This is a genomic window from Streptomyces sp. NPDC002958, from assembly GCF_055563255.1.
Window position 1 is genome coordinate 121,483 of record NZ_JBVHDS010000010.1, and the last position, 24,253, is coordinate 145,735.

Annotated in this window: 18 protein-coding genes and 2 pseudogenes; 15 read left to right on the forward strand and 5 right to left on the reverse strand. The window is 69.9% G+C overall.

The features are described 5' to 3' along the window. Positions 1-223: 223 nt before the first annotated feature. Entirely contained in the window at positions 224-1,579 is a 1,356-nt protein-coding gene (locus ACZ3IC_RS19620) for a chloride channel protein (protein WP_467417918.1), read from the forward strand. Between the two features lie 33 nt (positions 1,580-1,612). Here ACZ3IC_RS19620 and ACZ3IC_RS19625 read toward each other — a convergent pair whose 3' ends face one another. Next, on the reverse strand, positions 1,613-1,750 hold the full coding sequence (locus ACZ3IC_RS19625) for a DUF7144 family membrane protein (RefSeq protein ID WP_467417742.1): 138 nt from the start codon (positions 1,748-1,750) through the stop codon (positions 1,613-1,615). Between the two features lie 190 nt (positions 1,751-1,940). Between ACZ3IC_RS19625 and ACZ3IC_RS19630 the strand changes: the two genes are divergently transcribed. Then, positions 1,941-2,429, forward strand: coding sequence for a glutathione peroxidase (locus tag ACZ3IC_RS19630; protein WP_467417744.1), 489 nt, complete (start codon positions 1,941-1,943; stop codon positions 2,427-2,429). Positions 2,430-2,576: 147 nt separating this feature from the next. Here ACZ3IC_RS19630 and ACZ3IC_RS19635 read toward each other — a convergent pair whose 3' ends face one another. After that, entirely contained in the window at positions 2,577-3,803 is a 1,227-nt protein-coding gene (locus tag ACZ3IC_RS19635; protein ID WP_467417746.1) for an acyl-CoA dehydrogenase family protein, read from the reverse strand. Between the two features lie 175 nt (positions 3,804-3,978). On the opposite strand from ACZ3IC_RS19635, the gene ACZ3IC_RS19640 reads away from it, so the two are divergent. Further along, on the forward strand, positions 3,979-4,629 hold the full coding sequence (locus ACZ3IC_RS19640) for a TetR/AcrR family transcriptional regulator (protein WP_467417747.1): 651 nt from the start codon (positions 3,979-3,981) through the stop codon (positions 4,627-4,629). A gap of 12 nt (positions 4,630-4,641) precedes the next feature. Here ACZ3IC_RS19640 and def read toward each other — a convergent pair whose 3' ends face one another. Beyond that, positions 4,642-5,187, reverse strand: a complete 546-nt coding sequence (def, locus tag ACZ3IC_RS19645) for a peptide deformylase (RefSeq protein WP_467417748.1) — start codon at positions 5,185-5,187, stop codon at positions 4,642-4,644. Positions 5,188-5,301: 114 nt separating this feature from the next. On the opposite strand from def, the gene ACZ3IC_RS19650 reads away from it, so the two are divergent. From ACZ3IC_RS19650 to ACZ3IC_RS19670, 5 genes are all read left to right on the forward strand, one after another. Continuing rightward, positions 5,302-6,540 (forward strand): Mur ligase family protein, encoded by a 1,239-nt coding sequence (locus ACZ3IC_RS19650; RefSeq protein WP_093893409.1) that lies wholly within the window; start codon positions 5,302-5,304, stop codon positions 6,538-6,540. 34 nt (positions 6,541-6,574) lie between these two features. Then, positions 6,575-7,303: a type 1 glutamine amidotransferase gene (locus ACZ3IC_RS19655; RefSeq protein WP_467417749.1), complete on the forward strand. Its 729-nt coding sequence runs from the start codon at positions 6,575-6,577 to the stop codon at positions 7,301-7,303. A 344-nt stretch (positions 7,304-7,647) separates the two neighbouring features. Next, positions 7,648-8,673, forward strand: coding sequence for a 6-phosphofructokinase (locus tag ACZ3IC_RS19660; RefSeq protein WP_467417751.1), 1,026 nt, complete (start codon positions 7,648-7,650; stop codon positions 8,671-8,673). A 112-nt stretch (positions 8,674-8,785) separates the two neighbouring features. Further along, positions 8,786-9,736 (forward strand): cytochrome c oxidase assembly protein, encoded by a 951-nt coding sequence (locus tag ACZ3IC_RS19665; protein ID WP_467417753.1) that lies wholly within the window; start codon positions 8,786-8,788, stop codon positions 9,734-9,736. Between the two features lie 66 nt (positions 9,737-9,802). Continuing rightward, positions 9,803-9,961 carry a hypothetical protein gene (locus ACZ3IC_RS19670; protein ID WP_393696294.1) on the forward strand — a complete coding sequence of 53 codons (159 nt, stop codon included), beginning with the start codon at positions 9,803-9,805 and terminating at the stop codon, positions 9,959-9,961. A 470-nt stretch (positions 9,962-10,431) separates the two neighbouring features. Here the strand turns inward: ACZ3IC_RS19670 and ACZ3IC_RS19675 are convergent, their stop codons facing one another. Next, positions 10,432-12,036 (reverse strand): alkaline phosphatase D family protein, encoded by a 1,605-nt coding sequence (locus ACZ3IC_RS19675; RefSeq protein WP_467417754.1) that lies wholly within the window; start codon positions 12,034-12,036, stop codon positions 10,432-10,434. Between the two features lie 309 nt (positions 12,037-12,345). Here ACZ3IC_RS19675 and ACZ3IC_RS19680 point away from each other — a divergent pair, with 309 nt between their 5' ends. From ACZ3IC_RS19680 to ACZ3IC_RS19710, 7 genes and pseudogenes are all read left to right on the forward strand, one after another. Beyond that, positions 12,346-15,267, forward strand: a complete 2,922-nt coding sequence (locus ACZ3IC_RS19680) for an alpha-L-rhamnosidase (protein WP_467417755.1) — start codon at positions 12,346-12,348, stop codon at positions 15,265-15,267. Next, entirely contained in the window at positions 15,264-16,571 is a 1,308-nt protein-coding gene (locus tag ACZ3IC_RS19685; protein ID WP_467417756.1) for an ABC transporter substrate-binding protein, read from the forward strand. Before ACZ3IC_RS19680 ends, ACZ3IC_RS19685 begins: the two co-directional genes overlap by 4 nt. Next, positions 16,568-17,530 (forward strand): carbohydrate ABC transporter permease, encoded by a 963-nt coding sequence (locus ACZ3IC_RS19690; RefSeq protein ID WP_467417757.1) that lies wholly within the window; start codon positions 16,568-16,570, stop codon positions 17,528-17,530. Before ACZ3IC_RS19685 ends, ACZ3IC_RS19690 begins: the two co-directional genes overlap by 4 nt. Further along, positions 17,527-18,420: a carbohydrate ABC transporter permease gene (locus tag ACZ3IC_RS19695; RefSeq protein WP_467417759.1), complete on the forward strand. Its 894-nt coding sequence runs from the start codon at positions 17,527-17,529 to the stop codon at positions 18,418-18,420. Before ACZ3IC_RS19690 ends, ACZ3IC_RS19695 begins: the two co-directional genes overlap by 4 nt. A gap of 9 nt (positions 18,421-18,429) precedes the next feature. Then, complete coding sequence (locus ACZ3IC_RS19700; protein WP_467417761.1) at positions 18,430-22,608, forward strand: hypothetical protein; 4,179 nt, start codon at positions 18,430-18,432, stop codon at positions 22,606-22,608. 131 nt (positions 22,609-22,739) lie between these two features. After that, positions 22,740-23,309 (forward strand): annotated as a pseudogene (locus ACZ3IC_RS19705) (amino acid permease); the annotation flags it as partial. A 142-nt stretch (positions 23,310-23,451) separates the two neighbouring features. Beyond that, positions 23,452-23,762: pseudogene (locus tag ACZ3IC_RS19710) on the forward strand (ABC transporter permease); the annotation flags it as partial. Between the two features lie 87 nt (positions 23,763-23,849). Here the strand turns inward: ACZ3IC_RS19710 and ACZ3IC_RS19715 are convergent. Continuing rightward, positions 23,850-24,134 (reverse strand): type II toxin-antitoxin system Phd/YefM family antitoxin, encoded by a 285-nt coding sequence (locus ACZ3IC_RS19715; RefSeq protein ID WP_467417763.1) that lies wholly within the window; start codon positions 24,132-24,134, stop codon positions 23,850-23,852. Between the last annotated feature and the right edge of the window lie 119 nt (positions 24,135-24,253).

Consider the following 24,253-nt stretch of genomic DNA (forward strand, 5'->3'; position numbering starts at 1 on the left):
CCGCCGCTCTGACGCGCGCCCGTACCGGGAGTCGGTCCCGGCCGTTGTGGCTCCGTGGGCGGGCCCGCCCACGGGGCTGGTCCAGGGGAATGGCCCGCACGAGAATCACCGCCCGCAGACAGCGGGTGCATCACAGCTGTATCCCCGCATTGTGCTAACTCCTTGTGGACGCTTGCGGGACAGCGTGTTCCGGATGGGTTCCGACACCGAGGAGACCACGATCATGTCGGCCAAGCCTGTCGCAGCACCCACCACGGCGCCATCGTCCCCCTTCGCGCTGATCCGCACCCGTGGTTACATCGCGCTCCTCGTGATGGCGGCGCTTCTCGGGATCCCGGTCTCGGCGCTGGCGTTCGGCTTCCTCGCCCTTGTCCACGAACTCCAGTCGCTCACCTACAACGATCTGCCCGAGGCGCTGGGCTTCGACGGCACACCGTCCTGGTGGCCGGTGCCGCTGCTCGCCGTGGCCGGCCTGCTGGTCGGGCTGACCGTCCGCCACCTCCCCGGGGAGGGCGGTCACCGGCCCGCCGACGGTCTGATGAACACGGGGGCACCCTCGGCGGTGGAGCTGCCCGGCATCGCCTGCGCGGCGCTCACCTCGCTCGGCGTCGGGGCGGTGCTCGGCCCCGAGGCGCCGCTCATCGCGCTCGGCGGCGGGGTTGCCGTGTATGCGGTGCGCCTGGTCAGACCCGGCGTCAGTCCCGAGGCGAGTGCCGTGCTGGGGGCCGCGGGGAGCTTCGCCGCCATCAGCGCGCTGCTGGGGTCGCCGCTCCTGGGTGCCTTTCTCCTGATGGAGGCCTCCGGGCTGGCGGGGATGCTGCTCGGGATGGCCCTGGTGCCGGGCCTGCTCGCCGCCGGTATCGGCTCGCTCATCTTCATCGGTCTCGGCTCGTGGACCGGCCTGGGAACGTACTCCCTGGCACTTCATCATGTGCCCCACGCCGAGGAGCCGGACATCGCGCAGTTCGGCTGGGCGGTCGTCCTGGGCCTCGCGGCAGCCGTCGCCGGTACGGGAATTCAGCGGCTCGCCCTGTTCCTCCAGGACCGGGTGGCGCGGCGGACGGTGGTGGCCACCGCGGTCATGGGCCTGGTCGTCGGACTGGTGGCGTTCGTGTACGCCAAGGGCACGGGAAGGGACGCGTCCGGGGTGCTGTATTCCGGGGAGAGCGCGCTCGACCCGTTGCTCACCGAGAGCGCGGGCTACTCGGTGGCCACGCTCCTGGTGCTCGTCGTCTGCAAGGCGCTGGCGTACTGCGCGTCGTTGAGCAGTTTCCGGGGAGGCCCCGTCTTTCCGGCGATGTTCGTGGGAGCGGCGGGCGGAATCGCACTGTCCCACCTCCCGGGGCTGAACCTGACGTCGGGCTTCGCGATGGGCATCGGCGCCATGTGCGTGGCGATGCTGAAGCTCCCGATGACGTCGGTGCTGCTGGCCACCCTGCTGCTGGGGGCCGACGGCCTCACCGTCATGCCATTGGTGATCGTCTCGGTCGTGGTCTCCTATGTCGTCACGCTCAGGCTCGCTCCGCCCCCTGCCGCCGAACACGCGGCACCCGAAGCCCCGACGGGGGCAGGCTCGTGACCGGGTCGAGGGTGACGGACCCCGGCCGTGGCCTCAGGCCTTTTCCTCCTCCTGCGGGCTCGCGCACAGCACCCAGAGCAGGAAGACACTCATGGCGATGAGCACCAGGGACCAGAACGGGTAGAAAGGCGGCCACAGGAAGTTGGCGAGTGCGACCGGGCCTGCGAGCATGATGCCCGCGACGCGTGCCCAGGCGGTCGGCCTCGCGCAGGGGGCATCGGATCGGGCAGCGAGTCCATAGATGTCCTCCGGGCAGCACCGCGCTTCGCCGTCGGTCGGAGAATTCGGACGATCGGGTTCGTGCCGATCAACTTGTGCGCGCCACAATGGCAGTGGAAGCCACCCTCACAAGGAGAGCCTCATGACGCTGTACGACATCCCCCTGCGCACACTCACCGGCGAGCCCACCTCCCTGGCCGACTACCGCGGCCGGGCGGTCCTGTTGGTGAACGTCGCGTCCAAGTGCGGACTCACCCCGCAGTACGCGGGCCTGGAGCGGCTCCAGAACGAGTACGCGGACCGCGGCTTCACCGTGCTCGGCGTGCCGTGCAACCAGTTCGCCGGTCAGGAGCCGGGGAGCGCGGAGGAGATCCAGACCTTCTGCTCGACGACGTACGGTGTCAGCTTCCCGCTGCTGGAGAAGTCCGACGTGAACGGGGACGGGCGCCACCCTCTGTATGCCGAGCTGACACAGCTCGCGGACGCGGACGGTGAGGCCGGTGACGTCCAGTGGAACTTCGAGAAGTTCCTCATCTCACCGGCGGGCGAGCCGGTCGCGCGCCTCCGCCCGGGCACGGAGCCGCAGGCCCCGGAACTCGTCGCGGCCATCGAGTCCCACCTGCCCGCCTGACCGGTCCCGACCGACCGGTCCCGCCCTACGGCCGTTTTGTCCTCGATCGCCGGAAGGGCTCGCTTTCGGCCCGTCGGCGATCGAGGACAGCCGGCACGGGGGTGCGGCCGCACGAGCGTGAACCGTGCGGCCGCACCCCCCTCCGCGCTAGCGGATCGGCATGCCGGAGAGGGTGCGGGCGATCACCAGGCGCTGGATCTCGCTCGTGCCCTCGAAGATCGTGTAGATCGCCGCGTCCCGGTGCATCCGCTCCACCGGGTACTCACGGGTGAAGCCGTTGCCGCCGAGGATCTGGACGGCCTGGGCGGTGACCTTCTTCGCCGTCTCGCTCGCGTACAGCTTGGACATGGAGCCCTCGGCGGAGGTGAACGGCTTGCCGGTGGTCGCCATCCAGGAGGCGCGCCAGACCAGCAGCCGGGCCGCGTCGATCTGCGTACGCATGTCGGCGAGCTGGAAGGCGATGCCCTGGTTGTCGATGATCGGCCGACCGAACTGGGTACGGGTCTTCGCGTAGTCCAGCGCGACCTCGTACGCGGCACGGGCGGTGCCGACAGCCATGGCGCCGACCGCGGGACGGGAGGCCTCGAAGGTGGCCATCGCCGCGTTCTTCACCCGCTCGCCGCCGGACGCGGCGCGCTCGCGGGCCCGGGCCAGGCGCTGGTCGAGCTTCTCCTTGCCGCCGAGCAGGCAGTGACCGGGGACCCGGACGTCCTCGAGGACGACCTCGGCGGTGTGCGAGGCACGGATGCCGTGCTTCTTGAACTTCTGCCCCTGGGAGAGGCCGGGGGTGTCCGGCGGCACGATGAACGAGGCGTGCCCCTTGGAGCCGAGCTCCGCGTCGACCACGGCGACGACGACATGGACGCCCGCGATGCCGCCGTTGGTCGCCCAGGTCTTCGTGCCGTTCAGCACCCATTCGTCCTTGGCCTGGTCGTACACCGCGCGGGTACGCATCGAGGCCACGTCGGAGCCCGCGTCCGGCTCGGAGGAGCAGAAGGCGGCGACCTTGACATCGTCGGCGTCGCCGTACATCTGCGGGATCCAGGTACCGATCTGCTCCTCGGTGCCGTTGGCGAGGACGCCCACGGCCGCCAGGCCCGTACCGACGATCGACAGGGCGATACCCGCGTCCCCCCAGAAGAGCTCCTCCATCGCCATCGGGATGCCGAGGCCCGTCGGGTCGAAGAACTGCTGGGCGTAGAAGTCGAGGGAGTAGATGCCGACCTTGGCCGCCTCCTGGATGACGGGCCAGGGCGTTTCCTCACGCTCGTCCCACTCCGAAGCCGCCGGCCGGATCACATCCGCGGCGAAGCCGTGAAGCCAGTCACGGACCTTCTTCTGGTCGTCGTTGAGTTCGAGCGTGAACTCGGCCATGTTCCCCTCCACGTAACTGCCCTGGAAATATCACTCGTTACTTGCGGTAACCGCAGTCTGTTACCGGCAAGTAGCCTCTGTCAACCACTCGGATTCCGATCCGCACACCGCAGGGCAGGGTGTTACGTTGCGCAGGCAGGACGCAATTGCAAGGCCAGGGGTGGGGAGAGGCGACATGGAGACCACACGACAGGCCGAGCGGCAGCGGACAGCGGCCGAGAGCCGCCGCCGCGAGCTGCTCGAGGCCGCCGACCGCGTGGTGCTCAGGGACGGGCCGGGGGCCTCGATGAACGCCATCGCGGCGGAGGCCGGAATCACCAAGCCCATCCTCTACCGGCACTTCGGTGACAAGGGCGGCCTCTACCGCGCCCTCGCCAAGCGCCACACCGATGCCCTGCTGCTCGCTCTGCGGGCCGCACTCGACGCACCCGCGGAGCGCCGCCGGCGCGTGGAGTCGACGCTCGACACCTATCTCGCGGCGATCGAGGCCCGCCCGCAGGTCTACCGCTTCCTGATGCACCCCGCCGACGACGCGGCGCCCTCCACCGAGCAGGGCTTCGACGTCGGACGGCACTCCGCGCCGCTGCTGCGCAGGCTCGGCGAGGAGCTCGCCCTGGTGATCGCCGAGCGGGTGGACCTGGGCCCGGACAGCGAGGTCATGGCCCGTATCTGGGGCCACGGCATCGTCGGCATGATGCATGCCGCGGGCGATTGGTGGCTGGGTGAACGCCCTTGCTCCCGCGAGCAGTTGGTACGCAGCCTGGCGGATCTGCTGTGGGGCAGGCTGGCCGCCGCTGACGACCGGCCCGGCGGCCCGGGGTTCTGAGGGGCCGTGCGGTCAGCCGCCGGGCGCCCAGGGCGCCCGGCGGGCCGCGCGCAGCGCCCTCGCCCGGCGCAGCCCGGTCAGCCGGTCCGTGTAGACCATGCCTTCGAGGTGGTCGCACTCGTGCTGCAGACAACGGGCGAAGAAGCCGGTGCCGGTGACCCGTACCGGCTCACCCCCGACGGTCACGCCCTCGACGACGGCACGGTCGAAGCGCGGGGTTCCGGCCTCGATGCCGGGCAGCGAGAGACAGCCCTCCGGGCCGCGTACGGTGATGCCGTCCGCCTCGACCAGCTTCGGGTTGACGAGATGTCCGAGGTGACGGACGTCGTCGTCGTCCGGGCAGTCGTAGACGAACACCCGCAGCGGAACGCCGACCTGATTGGCCGCGAGCCCGACCCCCTGGGCCGCGTACATGGTGGCGTACATGTCCTCGACGAGGCGGGCGAGCGAGGGGCCGAAGTCCGTGACGGGTTCGCAGGCACTGTGCAGCACCGGATCGCCGAGCAGACTCATGGCACGAATCAGTCCGGAACTGCCGGGGATCGGGCGGTTTCGCATGACGGCAATCGTACGTTCCACGTGACCTCCACCTTCCCGGCGGAGCCGCGGTGCGGTCGCCGCGCCGGACATCGATAGGCTGGGCCTGGACCGATGCAAGGAGGATCTAGGACGATGGCAGGCAACACGGAGCCGCTGTCGCCGCGGGCCAAGCTGGCCGTGACGGCGGGTAAGGCCGCGGCGGCGGTGTCGCGCGCTGCGGGGCGCGGCAGCGGATCGGTGATCGGCGGCCGGGTGGCGCTCAAGCTCGACCCCGACCTGCTGGGGCGGCTGGCGCAGCACCTGGACGTGATCCTCGTGTCGGCGACGAACGGCAAGACGACGACGACCCGGCTGATCGCCGAGGCACTGCGGGCCGCGGGCCCGGTCGTGTCGAACGCGCTCGGCGCGAACATGCCGGCGGGCATCACCTCGGCGCTGGCGGGCGGCTCGGACGCGAAGTACGGCGTGATAGAGGTCGACGAGAAGTACCTCGCCGGGGTCGCACGCGACACGACGCCCAAGGTGATCGCGCTGCTCAACCTCTCCCGCGACCAATTGGACCGCGCTGCGGAGACCCGGATGCTCGCGGAGAAGTGGCGTGAGGGGCTGTCCGGCTCGAAGGCCGTGATCGTCGCGAACGCCGATGACCCGCTGATCGTCTGGGCGGCGTCCTCCTCCCCCAATGTGGTGTGGGTCGCGGCCGGCCAGGCGTGGAAGGACGACGCCTGGTCCTGCCCGTCCTGCGGCGGCGTGATGCAGCGCCCCGGCGACGACTGGTTCTGCGGCGAGTGCGGATTCCGCCGCCCCGCCCCCAGCTGGGTCCTGCACGGGGACTACGTTCTGGACCCGCACGGTTCGGCATGGCCGATCCACCTCCAGCTGCCCGGCCGCGCCAACAAGGCCAACGCCACCAGCTCCGCCGCCGTGGCCGCCGTCTTCGGTGTGCCGCCGCAGGTCGCGCTGGAGCGCATGTACCAGGTGCAGGCCGTCGCGGGCCGCTACGACGTGGTGAGCTTCCTCGGCCGTGAGCTGCGGCTGCTGTTGGCGAAGAACCCGGCGGGCTGGCTCGAAACGTTCTCCCTGATCGACCCGCCGCCCACTCCGGTGATCCTCTCCGTCAACGCCCGCGGCGCGGACGGCACGGACACCTCGTGGCTGTGGGACGTGGACTACACCCAGCTGGCGGGGCACCCGATCTTCGTGCTCGGCGACCGCAAGCTGGACCTCGCGGTCCGTCTCGAAGTGGCCGGTCTCGATTTCCGGGTCTGCGAGAACCTCGACGAGGCCGTGCAGCAGGCCCCGCCCGGCCGTATCGAGGTCATCGCCAACTACACCGCCTTCCAGGATCTGCGCCGTCGTGTCGGCAACTGACCCCGGCCCCGGCCACCTCCGGAGAGGACGAAGCATGAGCAACAACGGTCTGCGTCTGGTCTGGGTCTACCCCGACCTCCTCAGCACCTACGGCGACCAGGGCAACGCGCTCGTGGTGGAGCGCCGGGCCCGGCAGCGCGGTCTCGAGGTGCAGCGCGTCGATGTCCGCAGCGACCAGCCGGTCCCGACGTCCGGCGACATCTATCTGATCGGCGGCGGTGAGGACCGGCCGCAGCGTCTCGCCGCGGAGCGGCTGCGCCGCGACGGCGGGCTCAGCCGGGCCGCGTCCAACGGCGCGATCATCTTCTCGGTGTGTGCCGGGTATCAGATCCTCGGCCATGAGTTCATCAACGACCTCGGTGAGCGCGAGCCCGGTCTCGGGCTGCTCGACGTGATCTCCACTCGCGGTGAGGGGTCCCGGTGCGTCGGCGACGTACTGGCCGACATCGACCCGCGCCTCGGCCTGCCGCCGCTGACCGGTTTCGAGAACCACCAGGGCATCACCCATCTCGGCCCGACGGCACGGCCGTTCGCCCGGGTGCAGTTCGGGCGGGGCAACGGCACCGGCGACGGCACCGAGGGTGCGTACAACGACACCGTCTTCGGTACGTACATGCACGGGCCCGTGATGGCGCGCAACCCGCTGATCGCGGATCTGCTGCTGAAGCTGGCCCTCGATGTCAACGCCCTGCCGCCGACGGACGACCGCTGGTACGAGGCGCTGCGCGCCGAGCGCATCGCCTCAGCGACCCAGCCTGCCTGATGAGGCACAGAGCGTCCGGCAATCGGGGGGTGGATGAAGGAGCGGGGCTGGGTGCGTGCAGCTGCAAGGCGGAGGAGGGAGGCAACGCGAAGGGGGTCCCCCCATGCCTTTAAGGCTATGGGGGAGTTGGTGACCGACGACAACACCGCAGATGCGCGTGCCCAGCCCCGCTCCTTCACCCGCCCCCCCCCGATTGCCGGACGCTCCTGTTTTCGTTCAGCTGAGCGGCGTCCAGCAGGCGGACGCCCGGTTCGGTCCCGCCACCCTGCGCCGGTAGGGTGGCGGGGATCCAACCGGACGACGTGGTCCGGTCGTCGGCCCACGTTGCAAAGGTTTCCCGGGCAATGCGAATTGGTGTGCTCACCTCCGGCGGCGACTGCCCCGGCCTCAACGCCGTCATCCGTTCCGTCGTGCACCGCGCGGTGGTCGACCACGGCGACGAGGTCATCGGCTTCCACGACGGGTGGAAGGGGCTCCTCGAGTGCGACTACCGCAAACTCGACCTCGACGCGGTCGGCGGCATTCTCGCTCGCGGCGGCACGATCCTCGGTTCCTCCCGGGTCCAGCCCGCCCATCTGCGGGGCGGCGTCGAACAGGCCAGGGGCCATGTCGCCGATCTCGGTCTCGACGCGATCATTCCGATCGGCGGCGAGGGCACGCTGAAGGCGGCCCATCTGCTCTCCGAGGCAGGCCTGCCGATCGTCGGCGTACCGAAGACGATCGACAACGACATCGCCTCCACCGATGTGACCTTCGGCTTCGACACCGCCGTCGGTGTCGCCACCGAGGCCCTCGACCGCCTGAAGACCACCGCCGAATCGCACCAGCGGGTGCTGATCGTCGAGGTCATGGGCCGCCACACCGGTTGGATCGCCCTGCACTCGGGCATGGCGGCCGGTGCGCACGCCATCGTCGTACCGGAGCGCCCCTTCGACATCGACGAGCTGACCGAGCTGGTCGGCAAGCGCTTCTCGGCCGGCAAGAAGTTCGCGATCGTCGTCGTCGCCGAGGGCGCCAAGCCGCGCGCGGGCACCATGCAGTTCGAGCAGGGCACCAAGGACATCTACGGGCACGAGCGGTTCGCCGGGGTGGCCACGCAGCTCTCCATCGAGCTGGAGCAGCGCCTCCACAAGGAGGCCCGCCCGGTGATCCTCGGCCATGTACAGCGCGGCGGCACCCCGACCGCGTACGACCGTGTTCTCGCCACCCGTTTCGGCTGGCACGCGGTGGAGGCCGCACACCGCGGCGAGTTCGGCATGATGACGGCGCTGCACGGCACGGACATCGTGATGGTGCCGCTGAGCGAGGCCGTGGAGAGCCTGAAGACGGTCCCGGCCGAGCGGTACGCCGAGGCGGAGTGCGTGCTCTGAGCGACACCCTGTCCGACGAACTGCCCCCGGCCGCAGCTGCGGCCGGGGGCAGTTCTAGTCTGGTCGGGACAGCCGGCACGAAATGGGGATGTCCCCAGCAGGAGTGAAACAAATGGATCACAGCGGGCACGGCATGAACATGGATCTGCCGCCGTTCACGCTGGGGCGTGGGCTCCAATTCTCCCCGGACCCGTTCTTCCTCATCGGCTGCGTGCTCGCGCTCGGCCTGTACGGATACGCCGTGCTGCGGTTGCGCAGGCGCGGGGACAGCTGGCCGGTCGGACGGATCGTCTTCTTCGTCCTCGGTGTGTTGAGCATCGCCCTGGTGATGTGCACCAAGCTCAACGACTACGGCATGGTCATGTTCAGCGTGCACATGGTGCAGCACATGGTGATCAGCATGCTGTCGCCGATCCTCCTGCTGCTGGGCGCTCCGGTGACCCTCACGCTGCGTGCTCTTCCGGTCGCGGGACGCGATCGCACCGGCCCGCGCGAGCTGCTGCTCATGCTGCTGCACAGCCGGTACATGAGGATCATCACGCATCCGGTCTTCACGATTCCGCTCTTCATCGCCAGCCTGTACGCGCTGTACTTCACCCCGCTCTTCGACTTCCTGATGGGTTCGAGGGCCGGGCACATCGCGATGATGGTGCACTTCCTCGCGGTCGGCCTGGTCTTCTTCTGGCCGATCATGGGCGTCGACCCGGGGCCGCACCGGCCCGGCTATGTGATGCGGATGCTGGAGCTGTTCGCGGGGATGCCGTTCCACGCGTTCTTCGGTATCGCGCTGATGATGGCGACAACACCAATGGTGGAGACGTACAAGCATCCGCCGGCGTCGCTCGGCATCGACGCACTGAGCGATCAGAACTGGGCGGGCGGCATCGCCTGGGCATTCAGCGAGATCCCGTCGGTGCTGGTGCTGATCGCACTGGTCTTCCAGTGGTACCGATCCGAGCAGCGGACCGCGAAGCGTTCCGACCGTGCGGCCGACCGGAACGGGGACCAGGAGTTGCGGGCGTACAACGCCTATCTCGCCTCGTTGCAGGCGCGCGAGCAGTAGCGGTGAGCATGCCTCCGGGGTGACGATGACATCCACGGCCGCGCGGCCGACGAGGAGGGTGCGGGCATGTCCGGATCCACGAAGACCATGGGTGTGATCACCGTGGTGGCCCTGGTGGTGGTCACCGCCTACACGGTGGCCCTGGGGAGCAGCGGCTGGCTCTGGTTCGGATGGGTGGTGCTCGGCCTGATCACCCTGGGGATGGCCGCGACGCGCGAGTCCTGAGCCGGGTGGGTCACCCGGCTCAGGAGGTCCGGGCTCAGCAGCGGAGGACCGGCCCGGTGGCCGAGTCCATCACACAGGCGTCGGGGAACGTCCGCTGCCAGGCGACGGGCCGTCCTCGGACGGGGCGGCCGCGGCGGGCACCGCGGCCGTGAGGGACATGTCGGGGCAGACACCGCCCCGGCGAGGCCGGCCCCCGCGCGCAATCCCGTACGGGCGGAACACGCGGCCCGGACCCGGGCACACCTCCCGTCATCAGCGATCGTGCTCCGTGAGCCGGTCGCGCGCCGGGATGTCGCGTTGACGAACCCGAAGCCGACGCCAGAGAGGCGGCACCCTCTTCTGGGGCACCCGCCTGACCCGGCCTCTCCGTCGCCGTCCGTAAAGGCGGCGACGGGGCCGAGGGCCGGGCAAGGGACACGCAGGCCCGATCCGCCCCCTGCCGCTTTCCCGGCAGGGGGCGGTCGGCGTTCTCAGGCGGTCTGAATCCCTGGCCGTCCCGCCTCGGTCACGAACGAGGCACGGGTCGAGACGGGGGCGCCGGGGGTGGTGACGTACGGGAGGACCCGGAAGTCGGCGCGGCAACTCTCCCGGGTCAGTGAGCAACGAACGTACCCGCGCTGGAAGTTGGTGAACTTGATGTGCTCGTTGGCCGCGACGAGCCTGGCACCGGAGGGGTCCAGATCCATCCCGTCCTTCGCGGTGGAGATGGACGAACCGACGAACTCGACGCCGAGCGTGGGCGATTCCGGGTCGTCGAAGTTCTGCTTGAGGTCGGCGGCGAGGTGGCGGTGCATGTCACCGGTGAGTACGACGGGGTTGCTCACGCCGCGGTCGGTGATCTCCTTGAACAGCCGCTGGCGTGCGTCCACATAGCCGTCCCAGAAGTCCATCACGAAGGCCTGGCCGGGGCCCGGGTCGGTGTCGACCTGAGTCACGGGGATCTGCTGGGAAATCATGTTCCACGTCGTGTCGGAACGTCCGAGGCCGCGGTGGAGCCACCTTTCCTGTTCCGGGCCGAGGATGGTGCGGCCCGGTGTCAGCCGTTCGTCGCAGCCGCTCTTGGTGCCGTCGCCACAGGGCTGGTCGTCGCGGAAGAGCCTGGTGTCGAGGATATGAAACGTGGCCATCCGGCCGTAGCGCAGGCTGCGGTACATCCGGGTCTCGAAGCCGTTCGGCTTGTTCGGCAGCCGCAGCGGCAGATGCTCGTAGTACGCCTGGAAGGCAGCCGCTGCACGTTGCCGGAAGACTGCCGGGTCCTGGTCGGGTTCGGTGTCGGCCTTGGATCTGTCGCGCGCCCAGTTGTCCTCCACCTCGTGGTCGTCCCAGACCACGGCGAACGGGTGGGCCCGGTGGGCGGCGATGAGGTCGGGGTCGAAGCGGTGAAGGGCGTGGCGGTTGCGGTACTGGGCGAGGTTCATCGGCTCGGGGCGCAGTTCTGCGGCGACGGGGACGTTGCGTACACCGCCCATCGCGTCGATGGCGTTCTCGTAGATGTAATCGCCGAGGTGCAGGACGAGATCGACGTCCTCCTCGGCAAGGTGCCGGTAGGCGGTGTAGAAGCCTTCGAACCACGCCTGGCAGGAGACGAAGGCGAAGTCGAGCCCCTTGGGACGGCTGTGCGGCGGGGGTGCGGTGCGGGTGCGTCCGACGGGGCTGTGCACACCGCCGGCGCGGAAGCGGTAGTAGTAGTGCCGGCCCGGTTGCAGTCCGGAGACCTCGACATGCACGGAGTGGGCAAGTTCGGCCACCGCGCGGGTCCGTCCCCGGCGTACGACGGATCGGAAGCGTTCGTCGCGGGCGACCTCCCACTGCACCTCGACGGAGTACGGCGGCATGCCTCCGGCCCCGTCGGGAGCGAGGGGCTGGGGCGCGAGGCGGGTCCACAGCACGATTCCGTCCGGCCAGGGATCACCGGAGGCGACTCCCAGGGTGAACGGGTCGTCGTGGAAGACCGCGCCACCCCAGGCGCTGCCCGCCGACAGGCCGGCCGCGGCGAGGGCCATCCCGACCGTGCCGCCGAGCATCACCCGCCTTTTGAACCCTCCGGTGCCACCCGACCCACTGTTCAATTGCATGAAACCCGTCCCTTCGTCGGGCGGGATCCCGTCCGGTATGAGGTGGGATCAGCGCCTGATTTCACGTCCGCCCATGTGGTAATCACAGGCTGGATATCACAGGGGAATCACACGCCACAAGGCCACGCATCGGTGGCCGTAATGCCGTTCAGAAGCGGTTAGTTGGGGAGACATCGACCATTTCCCGCGGCGACGCAGTACAGGTCGGCAGCACCCTTGACACCCCTCAGGGGGGCTCATAGTCTCCACGCCACAGAATTAACGTTAGATTTCACATCGGGAAAATCGGTGCGACGGAAGGACGTTCTCGTGTCCCGTCCCTCGGCAGCGGATGTGCCCGGTCCCCGCCCCGCCGAAGGAACAGCGGCCGACCGTCACGAAGACCGGAGGCTACGGCCGTACGGCCTGCGATGCGAGCACCGCGCCACCCCGCTGGGTATCGACGAACCCGCTCCCCGGCTCTCCTGGCGGCTGGCGTCCGACCGCCGCGGCGACGACCCCGTGGCCTATCGGGTCCTGGTCGCCGAACGCCCCGAGGACCTGGACGGGATCGGTCAACCCCTCTGGGACACGGGCCGGGTGGCCGATCCCGATGCGACCGCCGTCGAGTACACCGGACCCGCCCTCCATGGCCGTACGTGTTATCACTGGCGGGTCTGCGTCTGGCCGGCCGGGACGGCGGCACCCGCCGAGGCCACGTCCTGGTTCGAGACGGCGTTCACCGACGCCGGGGCGTGGCAGGCGTCGTGGATCACCCACGATCCACATCCGGTCGACGTCATGGACGCCCCCACCGAGGGCGAGTTCGCCCTCGACGACCACGGGCTCGCACCATGCCCCGTCCTGCGACACACCTTCAACGGCTCAACCGGCACGCACGCCCGGCTCCATGTCGCCGCGCGCGGCCTGTACGAGGTCCGGCTCAACGGCGTACGGGTCGGCGACGCCGAACTCGCCCCCGGCTGGACGGATTACCACCGCCGCGTCCAGTACCAGACGTACGACGTGACCGAGTTGCTGAGTGAAGGTGAGAACGTCCTCGCCGCGACGGTCGCCGACGGCTGGTGGAGCGGATTCGTCGGCTTCGAACCGCGCAGGGCCGGAGCCCACTACGGCTCGTTCCCCCAGCTGCTGGCCGAACTCCACCTGACCGGTTCGGACGGCCGCAGCACCACGATCGTCACCGACGACACCTGGCGCACCGGCACAGGAGTCATCCGTCACGCAGATCTGCTGATGGGCGAGTGCCACGACCTGCGGTACGCGGCCGACGGCTGGGAACTGCCCGGGTTCGACGACTCCGGCTGGTCCCCGGCCCTGATCACGGACGCCGACCACCATCTGCTCGTGGCGTCCGTCGACGAGCCCGTGCGGGCGATGTCCGAGCTGCGCCCGTGCTCGGTCACGCGCATCTCCCCCAACGCCCACATCGTCGACTTCGGCCAGAACCTCGCCGGACGTGTGCGGCTCCGGATCTCCGAACTCGCCGCCGGGGCACGGGTGGTGATCCGCCACGCGGAGGTACTGGACGAGTCGCACCATCTGTACACGGCCAATCTGCGCACCGCCGCCGCGACCGATGTGCTCGTCGGGGACGGACGCCGACACATCGTGTTCGAGCCGCGCTTCACCTATCACGGGTTCCGTTACGCCGAAATCAGCGGAGTCCCGGAGCTGACCGAGTCCGACATCGTTGCCGTGGCGCTGCACAGCGACACCCCGTGGGCCGGGGAGTTCGACTGCTCGGACCCCGATCTCCGACGGCTCCACGACTGTGTGGCGTGGGGGCAGCGCTCAAACTTCGTCAGTGTGCCCACGGACTGTCCGCAGCGCGACGAGCGGCTCGGCTGGCTGGCCGACGCACAGGTCTTCCTGCCGACCGCCGCACTCAACGCGGATGTCGCCGCGTTCTTCACGAAGTGGCTGCGCGACATCGATGACGCCCGCACGCCCGACGGCGGCTTCACCAATGTCGCCCCACGCCTCGTGGGCGTCTCCGACGAAGGAGCGCCGGGCTGGGGCGATGCGGGCGTCATCATCCCGTGGCACCTCTACCGCACCTACGACGACCCGCGGTTCCTCGCCCGGGCGCTGGAGGGCATGTGCGCCTGGGTGGACCTGATCCATCGTCACAACACGGACCTGGTCTGGCGCAGGCGGGTCGGGCCGCACTTCTCCGACTGGCTCGCCCCGGGTGCTCCCACTCCACGTGATGTCATCGCCACGGCCTACTTCGCGCACAGTGCCCGCCTCACCGCGAGGGCTGCCGAGGTCCTGGGCCACAAGGACGTCGGAGACCGCTACCATCGGCTGGCCGACAACATTCGCCGCACATTCACCGAGCACTTCGTCACGGTCGGGCATGCCGCCGCCGAGCCTCTTGCGGTGCGTATCGCCGGGGACACCCAGACCGGCTATCTCGTCGCGCTCGCCTTCGAGTTGCTGCCCGCAGACCTCACCGGCGCCGCCGCACACCGACTCGCCGAACTCATCGAGTCGGCCGGGCCCGCCCTCCTGACCGGCTTCCTCGGGGTGGCGCTCGCCGCGCCTGTCCTCGACGCCCACGGGCGGGCCGACCTCGCCCACGCCCTCCTGCACCGCGACGAAGTGCCCTCCTGGCGGTTTCCGCTCCGGCACGGCGCCACGACGATCTGGGAACGCTGGGACGGGTGGACCCCCGATACGGGGTTCCGCGCACCGTCGATGAACTCCTTCAACCACTACGCGCTCGGCTCGATCGGCGCATGGCTCTACCGCGGTGTCGCCGGCCTCGACCAGGCGCCGGACTCCACCGGATACCGGCATCTGCGGATACGGCCCCGCCCAGGCCCCCTGCGCCACGCGAGCGCCCGCCACGAATCGGTTCGCGGCACCGTCGAGGTGACCTGGGAGAGGCACGGCGACCGGCTGGACCTGCGCGTACTGGTGCCGCCGGGCGCCACCGCCGATGTGTACGTGCCCACCGCCGACCCCCGCTCGATCCGCGAATCGGGTGTGGCACCGACAGCCGACAACCGCCACATCACGCTGCTCACGATCGCCTCCGACCACGTAGTCCACCGCGTGTCCTCGGGCACCTACCGCTTCACCGCGACCTGCCCGTCGGCAGACGTCGACGCCGAGACGCCTCAGGTGGACCGGCCCCGGCCGTCGCCCATCCCGAGCCGACGCGCAGCAGGACCGGCGGCGAAACCATCGTTCGCTCGTTCGCACGAGGAGGACACACCATGACGACGGGTTCTCACAGCCGGCCGGGCCAAAGCGCGGTCGACCGCCGGGAATTTCTCCGTATCGGCGGCGGGGTCGCGGTGCTCGCCGCCCTTCCTCCCGCCCTGACGGCCTGCTCGGATGCGAGCAGCGGCTCCGGCAAGCTGCGCATCGTCGGCGTCGCCGACCAGCAGAAGCCGATCGAGGAGCTCGTCGGGCTGTACCGCAAGTCCCATCCCGACAACGATTTCTCCATTTCCTTCGCACCCACGGACCAGGTACAGACGGTGGTGCGTACCCAGCTCGCCGGTGGCAACGCCCCCGATGTACATGTGCTCTATCCCGGCAGCGGCAGCGCCATGTCCATGGTCGAGCTGGCCAAGGCCGGGCTGCTCGCCGACCTCAGCGACCAGGCATGGGCCAAGGAAGTCCCGGCGAATTTCCACCCCGCGTACCGGCACGAGGGCAAGACGTACCTGTATTCGGCGGGAAGCAGCGCCATCGGCGCCATCTACAACAAGAAGACCTTCGCCGAGGCCGGAGTCGAACCGCCCAGGACATGGAGTGAACTTCTCGATGTCTGCGCCAAGTTGAAGGCAAAGGGCGTGGTACCGATAGCGCTCGGCACACAGACTCCCTGGGTCACCCAGCTGATCACCTACGCGCTGGTACCCAACGCCGTCTACGCGAAGGACCCCGGTTTCGACGCCGAGATGGCCGCGGGGCGGGCACACTTCCGCGGTTCCGGGTGGGCCGACGCAATGGGCAAGTACCAGGAGTTGCAGCGCCGGGGCTTCTTCAACGACAATCCCAACGGAACGACGTACGAGCAGCAGACCTCGATGGTCGCGAGCGGCAAGGCGGCGATGGCCGTCCAGGTATCCGCCGTACTCGCCAACTTCCGCCAGGCCACCCGGACCCCGGACGACCTCGGCATGTTCCCGTTCCCCGGCGGTGACGACGCGGCGAATCTCTGGATCCCGGCTGGAATCGTCGTCGGCCTCGGCGTCTTTGCACGGTCCGAGAAGGCGTCCGGGGCGAAGGCGTTCATCGAATTCCTCGGCAAGCAGGAGAACGTCGACCGCTGGGCGCAGTCCGTGGCCGCGATCCCCTTCAAGCGCGACGCATCCACCGAGACAGACCCCGTCCTCGATGAATTCCTGCCCATCATCGACGACAACCGGGCCGTCCCGTTCATGGACCAGAGCTGGCCCAACGCCGAGGTGCAGCCCGCCCATTTCGCCGCCGTACAAAACCTCCTCGCAGGCAAGACGGACGTCGACGGCGCCCTGCGACAGATGGATGAGGCCTACGGGAAGAAGTCGTGACAAGCACATCCAAGAGGTCCGCCCCCAGCACGGTCGCCAAGGCCGGAGGCGGACCGCGCTCCGGCCGCGGCCGCTCGGCCCGGCATCTCGACCACACCGTCCCGCCATGGATCTTCGTGGTCCCGGCGCTCGTCGTGTACGCCGTCGTCGTCCTGTATCCGAGCCTTGCCGGGGTGATGTATGCCTTCACCGACTGGTCCGGCATCGGTGGCTTCTCCTTCACCGGCCTGGACAACTTCCGCACCCTGCTCGAAGACAGCCGGGCCCTGGAGTCCGTCAGCAACACCCTGCTGCTCACCATCGCCGTGGTCGTCGTCCAGAACGGCGTCGGTCTGCTGCTCGCGCTCGGCGTTCACGCCGGCATCAAGTCCCGCGCCCTGCTGCGGCTGATCTTCTTCGCACCCGCCGTCGTCAGCCCCGTCATGGTCGCGATCCTGTGGAAGTACGTCTACAACCCCGAGAACGGCGCCGGACTCAACGGTGTCCTCAACGCGGTCGGACTCGGCGGTCTGCGTCAGGACTGGCTCGGCGATCCCTCTCTCGCCCTGTGGTCCGTCGCGGCGATGGTCGTGTGGCAGTACGCCGGCTACTCGATGGTTGTCTTCCTCGCCGGTCTCCAGGGCGTGCCCGCCGAACTCCACGAGGCCGCGAGAATCGACGGCGCCGGCTCCTGGCAACGCTTTCGCTATGTGACCTGGCCGCTTCTGGCCCCGGCCCTGACGATCAACCTCATGCTGTCGACCATCGGCGGTCTCAAACTCTTCGACCAGGTCTACGCCGCCACCAACGGCGGGCCCGGCACCTCCAGCGAGACGCTGTCGACCGTGCTGTACAAGGAAGCGTTCGTGTACGGGAAGTTCGGCTACAGCACCGCCGTCGCCCTCGTCCTCGCGCTGTTCGTCGCCGCGGTCTCCCTGGTCCAGCTCCGCTATCTGCGCGCGAGGGAGGCCACCGCGTGAGCACCGCAACGCCCCGCGTACCCGTGACGATCGGCGGACCCGCGGAACAGAATCCCGTACGCAGGGGCCGCAGGCCGCGGTACGGGCAGTACGCCCTCGAAGTGGTCATGATCGCCGTCGCCGTCGTGTTCCTGTTCCCGGTGTACGCCCTGATCACCCTGGCGATGAAGGACCCCCGGCAGATCTCCGAATCGCCCCTCGCGGTGCCCTCCCCGCCCACCTTCGCCAACTTCGGCGACGCCTGGTCCTCCGCTTCGCTGGGCCCTGCCCTGCTCAACAGCACAATCATCACCGTCGTCAGCCTGCTGCTCCTCATCATCCTGGGTTCCACCGGGGCCTACTACCTCGCCCGCCGCGCCCGCGGCATCGGTTACGGGCTGTACATTCTGTTCCTGCTCGGCATCGTGCTGCCGTTCCAGCTCGGCATGATCCCGCTCTACGAACTCCTCGACGACCTGGGCTGGCTCGGCACGTACCGGGGCATGGTGTTCTTCTACACCGGTATCCAACTGCCGTTCACCGTCTTTCTCTACACCGGCTTCATCCGGGCCCTGCCGCAGGACTACGCACAGGCAGCGCTCATGGACGGCTGCACCCACCGACAGGCGTTCGCCCGGATCGTCTTTCCCCTGCTGCGCCCCATCACCGGCACCGTGATCATCCTGAACGCCGTGTTCATCTGGAACGACTTCTTCACCCCGCTGCTGTACCTGGGCGGTTCCGACAAGGAGACCGTGCCCGTCGGTGTGTTCGCGTTCGTCGGTCAGTACGTCTCCGACTACGGACTCGTCTTCGCCGGACTGGTGCTGGCCGCGCTGCCGATCCTGGTGATATTCGTGCTCCTCCAGCGTTATGTGATCAAGGGCTTCGCAGGCGGCCTCAAGGGTTGAGGACATCTCATGACACGTCCGGCGCACCCACTGCTTCCCCAGTTCCCTCCACTCCCCCCGAGCATCGCGGCCGTCTTCGCCGAACCCCCGCGCGCCTTCTCGCCCACCGCCATCTGGTGGTGGAGCGGGGAACGGCTCGACCGCGCGCGGCTTCGGGCGCAGCTGGAACGCTTCACGGAGGGCGGTGTACACCATCTCGTTCTCCTCAACCTGGCGCCGTCGGGCCCTCTGTTCGGCTCCGACGCCGACGACCCGCCCTTTCTGTCCGACGCGTGGTGGGCTCTGCTCGACGGCGTGTGCGACGACGCCCGCGAGCTGGGCGTCAGCCTGTGGTTCTACGATCAGCTCGGCTTCTCCGGCGCCGATCTCCAGGCGCGCCTCGTGGACGAGCAACCCGCCCACGCGGGCCGTCGGCTCGACCGTCTGCGTGCCGTCGTCGACTCCACGACGGTACGGACCGGAGAGTTGCGGTGCCCTCCTCACAGCCGGCCGCTCGCGGGCCGCGCCGAACCGGTCGACGGCGACGGCCGGACCGTCGGCCCGGCGATCCCGGTGGCGGTGGACGACGGGGTCGTACGGGCACCGGGTCCCGGACGCTGGCGTCTGACGCTCCATCATCATGTGGCACTCGGCTTCGACTACCTCGGTTCCCAGGCCTGTGCGGCGTTGCTGGACCGGGTGCACGGGGAGTTCGAGCGCAGGCTCGGCGACCGGCTCGGGACCGTTGTCGTCGGCTCGTTCCAGGACGAGCTGCCGTCCCTGCCCACCTGGTCCACCGGTTTCGCCGACGCCTTTCTGCGCCTTCGCGGATACGACATCACCGCGCGGCTCGACGCCCTGTACGGCGACAGCACGGATCCGGACACGCACCGGATCCGGAGGGACTATCAGGTGACCCGCGCCGAGCTGGCCGAGGAGGCGTTCTTCCGGCCGCTGGCCGACTGGCACGACCGCCGCGGCCTGCTCATCGGCTGCGACCAGCAGGACCCCGCCCGTGCCGGACACCCCGTCGCGGGCGTGGAGTTGTATGCCGATTACGCCCGCACCCACCGCTGGTTCTCGGCCCCCGGCTCCGACCACCACGGGGACGCCCGTATTCATTCCTCGCTCGCCCACCTCTACGGCCGCCCCCGCACCTGGATCGAGGCCTTCCACTCCACCGGCTGGGGCGGCACGCTGGAGGAGACCTTCGACTGGCTGCTGCCGTGGCTCCGCGCCGGTGCGACCCTCTACAACCCGCATGCCGTCTACTACACGACCAGGGGCGGCTGGTGGGAGTGGGCGCCGCCCGCGACCGACTGGCGTCAGCCGTACTGGCGCCACCACCGCGTCTTCGCCGACGCCGTGGCCCGGCTGTGCGCGATTCTGAGTCTCGGCCACCATCTGTGCGACATCGCGATACTGCTGCCCACCACCACGGTCCAGGCCGGGACCGCGATGGACGGGGTCACGGATGCGGCGGCGAAGGCCCAGTCGACGTATCTCAAACTCGTCGGGGACATGGCCTGGTTCCGTCCCCGGCCGGGCATCGTGGACCGTCTCGGTCTCGACGCCGACGTCATCGACGATGCATCCGTGGCGCGCGCCCGAATCGTGCCGTTCGACAGCGACGTGCGGCTGAAGGTCGCGGACGAGGCGTACACCACCATCGTGCTGCCCGCGTGCACGGTCCTCGAACAGGAAACGGCACACCGGCTCATCGAATTCGCCACCTCCGGTGGAAAAGTGATCGCGCTCGACGCCCTCCCCGAGCAGGTCATCGGCCCTGGTGCGGCCACCGTGCTCGCCGAACTGCGCGCGTGCTTCGCCGACGGCCGGGCCGTGTTCGTGCCCATGACGGACGATCCGGCCGACTCGCTCACCGCGGCGCTCGCGGGGGCGCGCCCGGTGGTCCGGGCCCCGGTCCCCGCCCTTGCTCGTCGTGTGGAGGGCGCCACCGTGGTGTTCCTGACCGCGGCCACCCCGCGGGCGACCCGGGCGGCCGTCGCGGCCCCTGATGAGCGGGGCGCCGCGCTGGGCTGGCTGGACGCCCGCTACGACTTCGACCCGGACCGCTACGCGCGCGGCGCACGGGTACGGGTGCGGGACGTGTTGGGCCCGGCCGTCCTGCTGGACCCGTTCGGCGGCGCTCCCCGGATACTGCCGGTGCTGCCCGCCGATGACGACGCCCGGGCCGTCGAGGTCGATGTCCCCTTCGATACGGGCCCCGCAGCGGTGCTGGTCCTTCCGGCACGGACCCGGGAGGCGGCCACGGCCGGAGCGTCCGGCGCACCCGGGCCGCCCGGCGCCGGACAGTCCGGCGCCGAAGCGGGCGTCACCGCCATCGAGATCCCTCCGGACGCGGACTGGGACATGACGCTCGTCCCGACCCTCGACAACACCTGGGGCGACTTCGCGCGCCCGGCGACCGGCCCGCCCACCGGTTCGCCCGTCACCGAGTGCCGGACTTTCCGGCACCGGGTGGAGGCGGCCGGCGAGAACGGCGTAACGGACGGATGGGCCATGCCGGACCGCGCCGATGAGCCGGTCACGGCCACGGTCCACGCGACGTTCGGCCCACGCGCGGTCGTGCTCCGCGAACACCCCGGCCACGAGGTCCCGTCCCCCCTCGAATGGTCCGACACCCTGGGCGTGCACAAGGACCCGATCCACCGCGCCGTCCTGGGGCCCAAGGGTCATGTGCCGGAGGAGTTCCTGCACATCGGCCCCACGGCCGCCGGAGTGGTGGCGCGGCTGCGGATGGACCTGCTCCTCGACGACGCCTTCGATGGACACCTCGCGATCGGGGCCGCGGCGGCGAAGCGGGCCCGGCTCGACGGCGTCCCCGTCACTCTCGACGACGGGGGCCACCTGGCGATGGGCCCGGTACGAGTGGCGGCAGGCCGCCATCTGCTGCAACTGTCTCTGACGCCTGATCAGAACTGCGATCTGCGGGCGCATGTGGCGCTCGTACGTGATCCCGGGCGCTACCGTCGCCCGGAGTGGATTCACGCGCCCCATCGGATTCACGCGCCCAGGGCGATGGGCACGACGTTGCGTCTCGCGGCCCTGCCCGTCCTGGCCGTCGTCCAAGTGGCCGCGTGCACAGCCTGCGTACTGCGTGTCAATGGACAAGTGGTGGGCCGTCAGGGCGGATTCGACCCCTACGCCGCACACGCGGTCCCACGCGTGCGACGGCATGATGTGGCCGCGGCCCTGCTCATCGGTGACAACGACATCGTGGTGGAGACATCCGGCGACGACGACGGCGCGGTCCTGGTGGACGCCGTGTTCGACGACGGGAACGGCGACCGTGTCGCAACCCTGCACAGCGACGCCCGGTGGTGGGTCGAGAGTACGACGGGTCGCGTGCCGGTCATGGTGCGTCGCAAGCCGGTGGGCGACCCGGCCGCCCTGCATCTGCGCCGCCGCCCTCACCCGCTGCCGGGCGCCGCCTGGCTGGACCCGGACGCGGACGACGGCACGGTGGTGCCGGTACGGTTCGCGGCCCCGGGGCATCGGCGAGCGGTGGAGTGGCTGTGGTGCGCACTACCGCCCGGCGCCACCCGGTTGACCGCGCGCGTGCACGGCGAGACGACTGTCTTCGTGGACGGTTCCGAGTGCGCCGCCCCCGTCACCGATGTCGACACGCGGGGCATACGGACCGTGGCGGTCGACCTCGCGGCCGGTGGTCCCTCCGGGCCCCGGACCGCGGCCCTGCGCATCCGGACGCGCCCCGGCTACGAGGGGGGCGCCGCCCTGGCCGGTCCGGTGCGCTGTGAGGTCGGCCCCGGGCGGATTCGCGTCGGCGACTGGGAGACTCATGGTCTCGCCGAGTACAGCGGCGGTGTGCGCTACCGTCGCGTGGTGACCCTGCCCGCCGAGGCCGCCGCGGGGCACGTGTCGCTCGACCTCGGCCGGGTCCGGGGGACGGCGGAGGTGCGGGTCGGCGGGGTCGCCGCCGGGGTACGGGTGTGTTCCCCCTACGTCTTCGATCTGACGGGTCTGGTCGGGCCCGGGGCCCATACCCTCGACATCACTGTGTTCGGGACGCTGGCGCCCCACCTGGACGCGACGAGCCCGACCCACTTCGTGTTCCCGGGCCAGCGTGTCAGCGGCCTGCTGGGTCCTGTGCGGCTGCGGGTCGGCAGTTCCGAAGGGGATGGGGGCAGGGGCAGCTTTGACGGCGTCCTGACCACCCAGTTTTGACGACATCCTGACCCCCCGTCAAGAACGCGCGAAGCAATCACCGCTTCGCGCCAAGAACGCGCCATTGACGGCCATCACCGGCCGGAAGCGGGAACACCCTGAGTGGACCCGACCGAAGGACCGCGAAACTCATGTCTGTTCTGACCTCCGACCCCGGTACGGCACCGAGTGCCGAGGAACCTCCGGACACCGGGGCCCGCCACAAGCTCACCGCCTTCACCGGCCTCGCCGCGCTTTCTCTCGACGCGATGGCCTCGGTGGCGTACGGGCCCGAGGCGATCGTCCTGGTGCTGGCGGCGGCGGGAGGGCACGGGCTCGGCTTCACGCTCCCCGTCACAGTGGCGATCGCCGCCCTCCTGGCCGTCCTCGTGGCCTCGTACCGCCAGGTCATCGCGGCCTTCCCGGACGGTGGCGGAAGCTACGCGGTCGCCAGGACGCACATCGGTCGCCGCACCAGCCTGGTCGCCGCCGCCTCACTGGTCCTCGACTACGTCCTCAACGTCGCGGTCGCCGTCACCGCAGGAGTGGCCGCGCTGACCTCCGCCTTCCCCGGTCTGTACGACGACCGGCTGTGGTTGTGTCTCGGCGTGCTGGCCCTGATCACCGCGGTAAATCTGCGCGGGATCGTCGATTCCGCGCGTGCGTTCGTCTTGCCGACCGCGGTCTTCATCGTGTCGATCCTGGCGCTGATCACAGTAGGGGCTGGAGACGTACGACCGGAAGGCATGAGGCGGAGCCCGTATGCGAGAACGGGCGGCCGGAGGTTCGAGACCGCCGGCCGCCCGTACCCGTGGCCTGTGACCGTTACGGCTTCGGTGTGGCGTGCGGGGCGCACGCCACATCGCTGCGGTCGGTCCTGCCCGTGAGCAGATAGGTGTGATGGTGCTGCTCGCAAACCCGTTGTCCGGTGTCACCGGCTCGCCCGAGCTGCTGCCCCGGCCGATCGGGACGGTCGGTCAGCTGATGCCCCGGATGCGGGCGGCTCACTGCTGCGGTCGGTCGCCTTCTTCGACGGCAACGGTGCGGGCGGCGCGCTGCTCACCCTGACCCTGTGGTCGGCGCTCGGACTGGCGGCGGTGCTCATCGGTGGTCGGCGCCGGGCCCGGGCCATGGCCGCGCCCATTCCCAGCACCTTGGAGCCGGCCCTGGTGGGCCGACCCCCGTTCGAACACGTCGTGCACCCCCGCCGCAGCGGGCGGGGGTGCACGACGCTTCCGCGTTACCGGACGCCAGCGGGGCGCTCAGTTGCCCGGCTCGCGATGCCCTCTGTGTTCCGCCGCGATACCGAAGCGCCGCCGTTCGCCGGGAGCGGACACCGAGGAGCCGATCGAGGAGACCGAGCTGATCACCTGCTCGTCGGCAACTGCCTCGTCGCTTTCGAGTCGCTCCAGGTCAGCGGCCGAAACGAGCGCGACGAGCGGCTTGCCGTGCCGCGTCACAACCACTCGCTCGCCGCCGTAGACGACGCGGTTGATCAGTTCGGCGAGCTCAGCTCGGGCTTGCGTTACCGGAATCTCGTAGGCCATGCTCCCTAGCCTATGTAATGTCCGCCTGGTCCGCCGTGGTCCGTGGCGACAGCGATTGTCCAGGTCAGAGGCTCTCGCGTGCTCCCCTGCGCTCTCCTCGTTGAGCGGCGGGGTCAGCG

What these genes read in the sequence shown, in the direction of transcription:
- ACZ3IC_RS19620 (WP_467417918.1), top strand. Translation starts at nt 224, where the DNA reads ATGTCGGCCAAGCCTGTCGCAGCACCCACCACGGCGCCATCGTCCCCC.
- ACZ3IC_RS19625 (WP_467417742.1), bottom strand. Translation starts at nt 1,750, where the DNA reads ATGCTCGCAGGCCCGGTCGCACTCGCCAACTTCCTGTGGCCGCCTTTC.
- ACZ3IC_RS19630 (WP_467417744.1), top strand. Translation starts at nt 1,941, where the DNA reads ATGACGCTGTACGACATCCCCCTGCGCACACTCACCGGCGAGCCCACC.
- ACZ3IC_RS19635 (WP_467417746.1), bottom strand. Translation starts at nt 3,803, where the DNA reads ATGGCCGAGTTCACGCTCGAACTCAACGACGACCAGAAGAAGGTCCGT.
- ACZ3IC_RS19640 (WP_467417747.1), top strand. Translation starts at nt 3,979, where the DNA reads ATGGAGACCACACGACAGGCCGAGCGGCAGCGGACAGCGGCCGAGAGC.
- def (WP_467417748.1), bottom strand. Translation starts at nt 5,187, where the DNA reads ATGCGAAACCGCCCGATCCCCGGCAGTTCCGGACTGATTCGTGCCATG.
- ACZ3IC_RS19650 (WP_093893409.1), top strand. Translation starts at nt 5,302, where the DNA reads ATGGCAGGCAACACGGAGCCGCTGTCGCCGCGGGCCAAGCTGGCCGTG.
- ACZ3IC_RS19655 (WP_467417749.1), top strand. Translation starts at nt 6,575, where the DNA reads ATGAGCAACAACGGTCTGCGTCTGGTCTGGGTCTACCCCGACCTCCTC.
- ACZ3IC_RS19660 (WP_467417751.1), top strand. Translation starts at nt 7,648, where the DNA reads ATGCGAATTGGTGTGCTCACCTCCGGCGGCGACTGCCCCGGCCTCAAC.
- ACZ3IC_RS19665 (WP_467417753.1), top strand. Translation starts at nt 8,786, where the DNA reads ATGGATCACAGCGGGCACGGCATGAACATGGATCTGCCGCCGTTCACG.
- ACZ3IC_RS19670 (WP_393696294.1), top strand. Translation starts at nt 9,803, where the DNA reads ATGTCCGGATCCACGAAGACCATGGGTGTGATCACCGTGGTGGCCCTG.
- ACZ3IC_RS19675 (WP_467417754.1), bottom strand. Translation starts at nt 12,036, where the DNA reads ATGCAATTGAACAGTGGGTCGGGTGGCACCGGAGGGTTCAAAAGGCGG.
- ACZ3IC_RS19685 (WP_467417756.1), top strand. Translation starts at nt 15,264, where the DNA reads ATGACGACGGGTTCTCACAGCCGGCCGGGCCAAAGCGCGGTCGACCGC.
- ACZ3IC_RS19700 (WP_467417761.1), top strand. Translation starts at nt 18,430, where the DNA reads ATGACACGTCCGGCGCACCCACTGCTTCCCCAGTTCCCTCCACTCCCC.
- ACZ3IC_RS19715 (WP_467417763.1), bottom strand. Translation starts at nt 24,134, where the DNA reads ATGGCCTACGAGATTCCGGTAACGCAAGCCCGAGCTGAGCTCGCCGAA.